Below are 8114 nucleotides of genomic sequence, written 5' to 3' on the forward strand. Positions count from 1 at the left end.
CATCCATCCGGTGAGAAATAAAACCGCCGATATTTGGTGCAACTCCCGGCAATTTAGCAAATTCCTGCCGCAGCGCCTCCAAAGTTTTCGGCCTGTGTTCCATGCCCTCCTCGCTCAAACCGATATCAATGTGAGCTAAATTGACTCCTGCAGCATCAGCATCTCCCGGAGCTCTGCCCGATCGCACTTGCACGTATTCAAACCTGCTATCATCCTTAAGTGCATCTTCAATAGCAAAAGCCGCGCTATCTGTTGTCTCCAAAGACACCCCCGGATAAAGGAGAATAGTATTCACCAAAGTTTGCTCCTGAAACTCGGGTAAAAACACCCGTCCAAAAGATGGCAAAATAATTAATGCAGCCACCATACTAGCAGCAGCTAAAGCTAAAATTATCGCCGAATAGCGCATTGACAATTCTATAAAAAAATGATAGATGCGCTTGCAAAATCTCGGCAGCCAAGGTTCCTCGGAACTCATGCGTTTGGTAGGCAACAAAATAGCGCAAAGGGCGGGAGATATTAACAGCGATTCCAGACTAGAAATCACCACAACAACCAAATAAGTAATCCCCATCGGCGTAAAAATCCGACCTTCTACACCGGGCAAAGTAAAAATAGGAGAAAACACAACAATCCCAATAACAGTCGCTCCAATTAACGAATCGCGCACCTCTTGACTGCCGTCAAAAATCACATCCATTACCGGGCGCGGATTAAGAGAAGCCTTATTTTCTCTCAAATTGCGGTAGGTATTTTCCGCATAGACGATCGCATCGTCGATCGCAGTGCCGATCGCCACCGACAAACCCCCTAAAGTCATCGTATTCAGCCCCAGCCCCAGCCAATACATCGCCAGCAGCGCGAACAGCCAAGTCAGAAAGAAATCCAGCAAAACAACCGCGAGAGTGCGCCAATTCATCAAAAACGGGATCAGGATGATGGTAACAATGATGCTGCCTTCAACTAAAGCCGATCGCACATTCTCCACCGAGGAATTAATATATTCTTCCTGTCGAAAAGTCACAGTAACTTTAATATCTTTTGGCAGAGCTTGCTGCACCTCAGCCATTGCTGCCTCAACCGCTTTAGTTACCGTCGGAGTATCAGCAACTGGCTGTCTGTTTACCATCACAATCACAGCTTTTTTGCCGTTAAAACTGCCATCGCCCCGCTTGATTGCAGCACCAATCTTGACATCAGCGACATCAGCAATTCTGACCGGCGTTCCGTTGCGAGAGGCGATCGCAGATTGCTGCAAATCTTCCACAGACGCAATCCGCCCCACCCCCCGGATTAAAGTTTCTCGATCCGGCGTAATTAAATACCCCCCCGGCGCGTTAACATTCGCAGCCGCTGTCGCTTCGGCAACTTCCTGCAACGACACATTAAAAGCTTTCAACTTTGCAGGTTCTACTAATACTTGATACTGCCTCTGATCGCCGCCGTAAGCCACGACTTGAGCAACGCCAGTCACTGCCAAAAGCCGATTTGTGACTTGCCAATCAACAAGACGGCGCACTTCCATCAGTGGAGTAGTTTCTGAAGTAAAAGCATAGGTAATAACAAGACCTACAGGTGAAGTTGTAGGAGAAATTTGTGGTGCTTCTACTCCTGCGGGAAGCTTGCTTTGAGCTTGCTGCAACCTTTCTGTTATCAACTGGCGGGCTTGGTAAATTTCAGTTCCCCAATCAAAGATTACCTTAACGGCAGAAAGACCTACAGCGGAAGACGATCGCACTGCTGTCACCCCAGGAGTTCCGTTAATCGCACTTTCGATCGGCAGTGTTACTAAAGACTCGATTTCTTCCGGCGCCAGCCCCGGTGCTTCCGTCTGAATTTCGACTTGCGGGGGTGCAAAAGGAGGAAAGACATCAAGGGACATTTGGGGGATGATATACAATGTCCAAAGACTAACAATAATGGTGGCGATAACAACTAGCCAGCGGCGGTTTATTACCCATCTGAGAATAGTGCTGAACATTTTATTATTTTGGAGTTAATATAGCGGTTCTCAAGCGTGGTGAGGTATGGGGGCGAGTCCTATGCCTATGCCCTATGCCCTATGCCCTATGAGCACCTCATGTTACTGAGAAAGGCTATAGATAGATACTTCTGCAAACTAAATTGCTATATTCACGCAATTGTTTACTTCAAACTCTTGACTTCTGTCTCTTGAGCTTTAACGTGATGGTTGTCATTGTGTAACAGCAGTTCATTGTGCAACGGCGATACAGAGTCGGAAAAACTATTGTTTCCGGCATTGTTTCCAGAATCCGCTGCTAATGCTGGCAATTTGCGCCGATTTCCCAACAACACGCCTGCTGTGAAAGTTAGGGATGCGATCGCAACTGCTCCCCCTATTCCCGTCCACCAGAAAGACACGGGTAAATTATTAAAATTAACCTCTGCTACCTTTGGAATTGCCTCTTTTTTTTCCTCGTCTTTTGAGGGCTTGCTGCCGCCCCGCAAAGATTGTGCGTAAAGTTGAGGTGCTCGCTGCGTTACTATCAAATCTCCCTCAAATAAACCACTCTTAACTTCAACTAAATCTCCGGCCGTTTGACCGAGTTCAATTTCAACAGCTTGATAAGCATTGCCATTTTGGACGTAAACAGTTTTTTTACCGCTAACATCCACTACCGCCGCACTCGGAATTGCTAAAATATTTGTGGCAGTTTTGTCGGTTAAAATCTCCAACTCAGCAAACAGTCCGGGCTTTAATTCGCCGTTAATATTATCTATTTCTGCTTTCACCGGCACAACCCGCGTTTCTCCTTCGACGGATGACCCAATGAAGGCGATTTTTCCATTGAAAATGCGATCGGGTAAATTAGCGACTTTTACCCTGACTACCTGACCCTGTTTTACTTTATTTAGGTCTTTTTCGTAAATATTGGCGGTGGCAAAAACGCGGTTGTCATTTAAGAGACTCATCAACGGTTTTTCAGCGTTTACTGACTCTCCTAGAGTGATTTCGCGATCGGCTACCGTCCCCGAAATCGGAGCAACTACGGTAACGAGTCCTCGATCGTTGGCAACAGTTCCTAATTGTTGCAGCCGCGCTTGATAGGGTGCGTCAGCCAAACGAATGCGCGACTGAGCAACTTGGACGGCAGTTTTGCCACGTTTAACTTGGTTCTCGGCTTCTAGGACTTCCCGGCGGCTCTGAGCTCTGGTAAGTTGAGCTTTTGCTTCTGCAACCATGCCTTGAGATTCCCGCAATTCCCGCATTGGGAGGTCTACTTCGGCTTGTTTAATTTCGGTTTGAGCTTGGATAACTTCAGGACGGCTTTTTGCCTTAGCAACAGTGGCTTGTGCTTCGGCGAAGTGCGCTTGCGATTCCAGCATTGTGCGCCGCGCGATCGCCCCAGATGCCACTAATTCTTTGTCGCGCTCGAACTGTTCTTTTGCCACAGTCAGTTCAGTTTCTGCCCGCGCTATTTCGGCTTGCGCTATTTCAACTTGGCGCTGATAGTTTTCTTTAGCGGCTTGCACAACTGAACGCTTGTTTACTAATTCTTGTTCTTGCTGGTACTGCTTAGTTACCGCCGTCAATTGGGTTTTGGCTTGGGCGATTTCTGCTGCGGATATTTGAAGTTGGCGATCGTAATTTTCTCGTGCTAGTTTGAGATCTCCTTGTGCTTGCTGCAAATCTGCCTCAGCTTCGGCACGTTTCGAGAGAGATTCAACCCGCAATTGTCCTAATTCTGAACTCGATAAAACCGCAACCGGTTGACCTTTTGATACTTTGTCCCCAGGCTTAACTAGCAACTCTACTACTTTTCCAGCAACAGGAGCCGTAACTTCTACTTTTTCGTTGGGTAAAGTTTCAATTTGTCCTGTGGTTTTGATGCCGATATCTAGTCGCTGGCGAGCGGCAGGGGAGACTTTAATTCCTAATCGTTTTGCTGTTTCGGCATCGACAGAAATAGCAGTAGGAGTTTCAGTTGTTTCGCCACTGTGCTTAAATTCATCTCCGTGTCCCGCGTGGGCAAAAACAGCGGCCGGATCGATGAATAACAAAAAACTCAAAAGTATTCCCGAAAAGTGAAATATCGGTGCTAGGGAGCGGACACGGCGGTAGTATTGCATGATTGAGTAGGGGCGAATCTGGACTCATAACTCAGTTTTGCAGATTAAAATGAAATCTGGATGAAATATGGTATTACTGTTTGTACCAAGCTTGTCGCCACTCTTTCATTTGCTCGATTTCTTGCTTTTGCGAAGTCACAATCTCTTGGGACAATTTGTTTATTTCCGGCCGCTTCGACTTCTTCAAAGCATCTTGGGCCATCACTAAAGCTCCTTCGTGGTGGGGAATCATCGCATTGAGAAATCGCAAGTCAAATTGGTCGTCAGCGGCCCCTAAATCCATGCTCATCATCATGCTTTGCATTTGTTCGGGAGTCATTGCCATCGTGTGACTCATTGGAGCGTGATAAGCCATTGGCGTACTGCTGGCTTTGGCATACCAAGCTTTTCGCCACTCTTTCATTTGATTTATTTCGCGGTTCTGAGCGGCAATCATCTCATTTGCTATTTTTTTCATTTCCGGGCGTTTGGATTTATTTAGTACCTCTTTTGCCATGTTTACAGCACCTTGATGGTGCAGTGTCATGCCATCAATAAATCGCAAATCGTACTCGGCATCAGCCGGGCCTAAATCCATTGACATATTGTGATCCATGCCATGATTCATGCCACCCATGCCACCTTGTGCCGCGTCTGGCTTGTTGTTCACTTCGGTTGCAGCCGTAACGTTTGGGGCTTGAGTTTGGCTTGTAGGAGCTTTTGAACAAGCTGCAAGCACTCCGCTGGTTAGGGCGGCTGCGGCGATCAATGTCAGCCCTGCAAAGCCGGTTTTTAATGAAATTGGTTTCATAGATTTTATATGCTTAAAAGGACTATTTATCTTCAGCTTTCCACATATAAATGAAATTAGGATGAAATTTTCGACTGGGAATTGTAAAAAATTCTTGCTGTGCCGTCGATCGAACTCAAATTTAAGATTTACACGACTCATAACCTAATTATGTAGGGTACACAGTGCGCGCCTTACCCCTATGGGTAGGCTGTCAAACCACTTTTTCCATAATTCCTGATTAATTTCGCAATCCCCCATTAACTCTCCAGTGGACTAGAGAAGTCCAAGCAGTTGACTCAGCCGCCGTTGTTTAAGCCGATCTCAAGACGAAGTTGGTGACCATTTAAACTGTGAAACCGGAAAATGAAGTTAGGGAAGCGATCGCATCTGTTGGCAGTTAAAGACAGAAGGCAGAATATTACCCATTCCCAATTTCAGAGTGCATATATGGATCACCTCACAGTCAAACTCCAAGGGATGAGGTGAGTCGATAGCCCCTTCTGCTGGTATCCAGCGCGTTTTTACTGAAGTTAGACCAGACCAAAAAGCAGCTCAAATCTAAGCACTGCAAGCACCAGGGAAAATTGTAGCGATGGTGGAAGATGGGATTAACGATGCTCCGGCTGGGGAAATAGCAGATGTGGGAATGGCGACGCTGCTCACGTGAGGGTATAAATAAGCTTTCAGGTGTTTACATATCATTATTTGCTGATATGATGATATAAAAGAGCTTTGTATTGAAGCTAAGCATATGATTTTCTCTGCTCAATCCCAGTCCACTCGCTTGAAAGCAAAACTCTTTCGTGGGTTTTCTGATCCATCCCGATTGGCAATTTTGGACGTGCTGCGATCGCGTCCAATGACCGTGAGTGAAATTGTTGAAGCAACCGGGCTATCGCAATCTAACACCTCAAACCACTTGGGCTGTCTCCGTGATTGCGGTCTGGTAAACACCGTACAGCAAGGACGGTACACCAGCTATCAACTCGCCGATGCACGAGTTGCTGAGATTTTGGAAATGGTTGAAGAGTTACTGGCTGATGTAGCAAAAGGAGTTTATGAATGTACCCGCTACAACTGCTCAAAGAACGAATAAAAACAAGCTAATTAGGAGGCACGATGTCAGACTGTGGATGTCACATGGAAGCCAAGAACGCAGCAGAGCGTAAAACGCTGCGAATTCTGTTACTTATCAATGGCACAATGTTTGTCGTCGGAATTGTCGCAGGAGTTTTAGCGGATTCAACTGCCTTAGTTGCAGACTCATTAGATATGTTTGCAGATGCTTCGGTTTACACTATGTCGCTGTATGCAGTTGGCAAATCGGCGCATCACAAGAATCGTGCAGCGACTCTAAGTGGTATTTTTCAGATCACATTAGCCGTGATGGTTGTCGTCGATGTGATTCGACGGTTTGTTTGGGGAAGTTCACCGGAATCGGGTTGGATGATGGCAATGGCTTTTTTGGCGCTGATTGCTAACAGTTATGGTTTGTACCTTCTCTCAAAGCATCGTAAGGGTGAGGTACATATGCGGGCAAGTTGGATATTTACGCAGAATGATGTAATTGCAAATTTCAGTGTGATCGTCGCAGGTTTGCTAGTCACTCTATTTAATTCTCGGTTTCCCGATTTAATTGTTGGATTTGGAATCGCAAGCCTAGTCGTTTGGGGTGGAATCAGTATTATTCGAGATGCACAACGCGACAGAATGAAGCAACAACAGCCGTAGCAATATCGCTTAACAAGTTTGGCACCAACGATTTGAAGGTTTCTCGCTTCGTTCCATTGAGACATACATTTTGAGGTCAAAAATACTATGCGTCGTCAACGTTCTCAGCCCTGGATTCACCGCTATTCTCGTCCGCTCACGGCAGGAATTGCCTCGATAGGGGCTGCGATCACTGCTTATCTAACAGTGGTCAAGTTATCCAACGGAACGGCAGTTTGTCCGATCGAAGGTTGCGATATCGTGCTTTCGAGTCCCTATGCCTATGTTTTTGGTTTGCCTCTTTCTTTGTTCGGTTTTTTGGGCTATTTGAGCATGATAGTTTTTGCGGTAGCTCCCCTACTTGTTAATCCTGCAGAACAGAAGAGTCTCCGCTCTAAGTTAGAGTCTTGGACGGGCTTATTTCTGTTTGCTGGTAGCACAGCTATGACGATTTTCAGCGGCTATCTGATGTATGTACTGGCTGTTGATATCAAAGCCGCTTGTATTTACTGTATTGCGTCTGCTTTGTTTGCAACTAGCTTGTTTGTCTTAGCATTAATCGGTCGCGAATGGGATGATATCGGGCAACTATTTTTTATAGGAATTCTGGTGTCTATGTTAGTGCTGATTTCCTCTCTGGCTCTTTATGCCGATGTCAATAATCTCGGTACAGCTAAGGAAACAAGTATGAATACCACAACATCCTCTGGTACTTCAGAAATTGCTTTAGCGCAACACTTAAAAAGAGTGGGAGCTAAAATGTACGGTTCTTTTACCTGCGATCACTGTCAGATGCAGAAGGAAAGTTTTGGCAAAGAAGCGGCTCGCATTATCAATTATATCGAGTGCAATCCGCAAGGGAAAAATGCTCGTCGCGATCTTTGCGAAGCTGCCAAGATTCAGGGTACTCCTACTTGGGAAATTAATGGTAAGTTTTACTCAGGGCAAAAATCTTTGCAGGAGTTAGCTGATTTATCAGGTTATCAGGGAACTCGCGAATTTAGAAACCTTTCTAATCAGCAACGTTGACAAGAGTGATTTTTGGCGATCGACCTCATCATAGTCGATCGCACGCATCTCGGTTTAAGGTATGAAAAAATACACAATTTTATATTTATGGTAATCGTGCGGTTGTAGCTAATGGGCGATCGATTATAGTTTGTTAGTTTCTCAGGAACAGAAACTGTTGATTGTTTCTGTTCCTGAGAGAAACTAAAGTCGGATGAGACGAATACGATTTTCGGGCCTTCGTTGGAGATTGGCAGCAACTCTGGGGCTTTTATCGTCGCAAACTGTCGATGTTGGCACAAAAGACGGGGCACAAGAAAGTGAACCCGAGTGCGGATGCTTTTTGAGGATGGGTTAAAAGAAGAGGTATAGGGCTAAGGATTCTCTTGATATTGTGCGATCGCTGTAATCCGAGAGTGGCGATCGTTTTTTCATGCTAGCGGGACTTAAACAACAAGTTTTAAAACTAAACATCGTCGCCCCAATCTAGGATACACCGACTTTGAAAACACGCCCTAGGGATTCAAGAGAC

At 45.7% G+C, this 8114-nt stretch carries 6 protein-coding genes and 1 pseudogene; 4 read left to right on the forward strand and 3 right to left on the reverse strand.

What is annotated here, in order from left to right; translation table 11 throughout:
* The 3 genes from QT974_RS27490 to QT974_RS27500 all read right to left on the reverse strand — a co-directional run.
* Positions 1–1981, reverse strand: a 1981-nt coding sequence (locus QT974_RS27490) for an efflux RND transporter permease subunit (RefSeq protein WP_333471578.1), incomplete at its 3' end; no start/stop codon positions are given.
* 164 nt (positions 1982–2145) lie between these two features.
* The gene (locus tag QT974_RS27495) at positions 2146–4092 is read right to left on the reverse strand and encodes an efflux RND transporter periplasmic adaptor subunit (protein WP_333471579.1); all 1947 of its coding nucleotides are present in this window, start codon (positions 4090–4092) and stop codon (positions 2146–2148) included.
* A gap of 73 nt (positions 4093–4165) precedes the next feature.
* Positions 4166–4882 carry a DUF305 domain-containing protein gene (locus QT974_RS27500; RefSeq protein WP_333471580.1) on the reverse strand — a complete coding sequence of 239 codons (717 nt, stop codon included), beginning with the start codon at positions 4880–4882 and terminating at the stop codon, positions 4166–4168.
* Between the two features lie 466 nt (positions 4883–5348).
* On the opposite strand from QT974_RS27500, the pseudogene QT974_RS27505 reads away from it, so the two are divergent.
* The 4 genes and pseudogenes from QT974_RS27505 to QT974_RS27520 all read left to right on the forward strand — a co-directional run.
* Positions 5349–5516: pseudogene (locus QT974_RS27505) on the forward strand (HAD family hydrolase); the annotation flags it as partial.
* Positions 5517–5615: 99 nt separating this feature from the next.
* Positions 5616–5960, forward strand: coding sequence for an ArsR/SmtB family transcription factor (locus tag QT974_RS27510; protein WP_333471581.1), 345 nt, complete (start codon positions 5616–5618; stop codon positions 5958–5960).
* A 23-nt stretch (positions 5961–5983) separates the two neighbouring features.
* Positions 5984–6595 (forward strand): cation transporter, encoded by a 612-nt coding sequence (locus QT974_RS27515; protein ID WP_333471582.1) that lies wholly within the window; start codon positions 5984–5986, stop codon positions 6593–6595.
* Between the two features lie 87 nt (positions 6596–6682).
* The gene (locus tag QT974_RS27520) at positions 6683–7603 is read left to right on the forward strand and encodes a vitamin K epoxide reductase family protein (protein ID WP_333471583.1); all 921 of its coding nucleotides are present in this window, start codon (positions 6683–6685) and stop codon (positions 7601–7603) included.
* Positions 7604–8114: the final 511 nt, after the last annotated feature.

Origin of the sequence: Microcoleus sp. BM001215392, assembly GCF_036700185.1 — a bacterium.
GTDB lineage: Bacteria > Cyanobacteriota > Cyanobacteriia > Cyanobacteriales > Microcoleaceae > Microcoleus.

Bases quoted from the DNA above. Each gene is read 5' to 3' on its own strand.
- QT974_RS27495 (WP_333471579.1), bottom strand. From the start codon at position 4,092: ATGCAATACTACCGCCGTGTCCGCTCCCTAGCACCGATATTTCACTTT.
- QT974_RS27500 (WP_333471580.1), bottom strand. From the start codon at position 4,882: ATGAAACCAATTTCATTAAAAACCGGCTTTGCAGGGCTGACATTGATC.
- QT974_RS27510 (WP_333471581.1), top strand. From the start codon at position 5,616: ATGATTTTCTCTGCTCAATCCCAGTCCACTCGCTTGAAAGCAAAACTC.
- QT974_RS27515 (WP_333471582.1), top strand. From the start codon at position 5,984: ATGTCAGACTGTGGATGTCACATGGAAGCCAAGAACGCAGCAGAGCGT.
- QT974_RS27520 (WP_333471583.1), top strand. From the start codon at position 6,683: ATGCGTCGTCAACGTTCTCAGCCCTGGATTCACCGCTATTCTCGTCCG.